Origin of the sequence: Pantoea sp. K16, from assembly GCF_048452805.1 — a bacterium.
GTDB classification, from domain to species: domain Bacteria; phylum Pseudomonadota; class Gammaproteobacteria; order Enterobacterales; family Enterobacteriaceae; genus Pantoea; species Pantoea agglomerans.
In genome coordinates, this window is sequence record NZ_JBLWNV010000032.1 from 1 (window position 1) to 1404 (window position 1404).

At 67.8% G+C, this 1404-nt stretch carries 1 protein-coding gene; it reads left to right on the plus strand.

Translation table 11 applies throughout. The annotated features are described in order from the left end of the window. Positions 1 to 1404: Ig-like domain-containing protein (locus ACK13D_RS22030; RefSeq protein ID WP_418797029.1), on the plus strand; the 1404-nt coding region annotated here is incomplete at both ends.

The following is a 1404-nucleotide window of genomic DNA, read 5'->3' on the forward strand; positions in this document are numbered from 1 at the left end:
CTTCTCCGGCGACGCAACCGCCGACATCGATCACGTCAATATCTATGACAACGGCGAGCTCGTCGGCAGCGCAGCGGTGGACGCGGACGGCAAGTGGAGCTGGACGCCGGAGCAGGATATGGCGGACGGCACCTCTCACGACCTGACGGTTGCGGCGGTGGACGCGGCGGGCAATGAGGGCCCGCAGGCAGACGGCGACTGGAGCTTTACCGTTGACACCTCGGTGCCGGATAACCAGACATCGGGTTTAGTGGCGGACAGCATCACACTGACAGATGACGTCGGTCCGGTACAGGGCAAGATTGAAGATGGCTCTGTCACTGACGATGCACGTCCGACCTACTCAGGCACGACTACCGCAGACATCAGTTACGTCAATATCTACGACAGTGGCAAGCTGATCGGCAGCGCAGCGGTAGAGGCGGACGGCAAGTGGAGCTGGACGCCGGACAGCGCGATGAGCAGCGGGGCGCACGCCCTGACGGTCGCGGCGGTGGACGCGGCGGGCAATGAAGGCCCGCAGGTAAGCGGTACGGCGGATGCGGCGTGGGACTTCAGTGTCCTGACCAGCGCCCCGGCGCAGCCGGCGATTGAAAACGTGGTGGACGACTACAGCCAGGGCGAAGACGCGGACAGCGGCTTCCTGCAGAAGGGCCAGTTCACCAACGACGGCACGCTGACGCTGAACGGCACCGCGGGCGCGGGGCTGACGGTCATCGTGTGGGCCACGGATGCGGACGGCAACCGGGTAAACGCGGGGTCGGGCGTGGCGGATGACAACGGCCGCTGGAGCATTACCACGGCGGCGCTGGGCGAGGACGGCCGCTATGACCTGACGGCGACGGCGGTGAACGCGGCGGGGGTTTCCTCGGCGGAGACCGGCGCGTTTAACGTGGTGCTGGACACCGTGGCACCGGAGGCGGCCGTGGCGGCGCTGATGGACGCCCAGGGTGAGGTGCAGGGCGAAGTCGCCAGCGGCGGGGTAACCGACGACCGCGCGCCGGTGCTGAAGGGCACGGCGGAAGCGGGCGCGACGGTGACGGTATATCTGGACAACAGCAGCACGCCGGCAGGCAGCACGGTGGCGGACGCGGACGGCAACTGGACACTTTCGCTGGGCACGCTGACGGACCGCGATTACAGCTGGCAGGTGAAGGTGACGGACGCGGCGGGGAACGAAACCCGCGGCGAGCGCTCGACCTTCAGGCTGGACAGCAGCAGCGTGGAGCTGAGCATTGACCAGGCGAACGACGATGCGGGAAGCATCACCGGCGCGGTACTGAACGGCGGCCTGACCGACGACAGCACGCCGGAGCTGCAGGGCACGGCGGCGGCGGGCGCGGTGGTGACCATCAGCGACCAATCGGGCGCGGTGCTGGGCAGCAGCACGGCAAACAGCAGCGG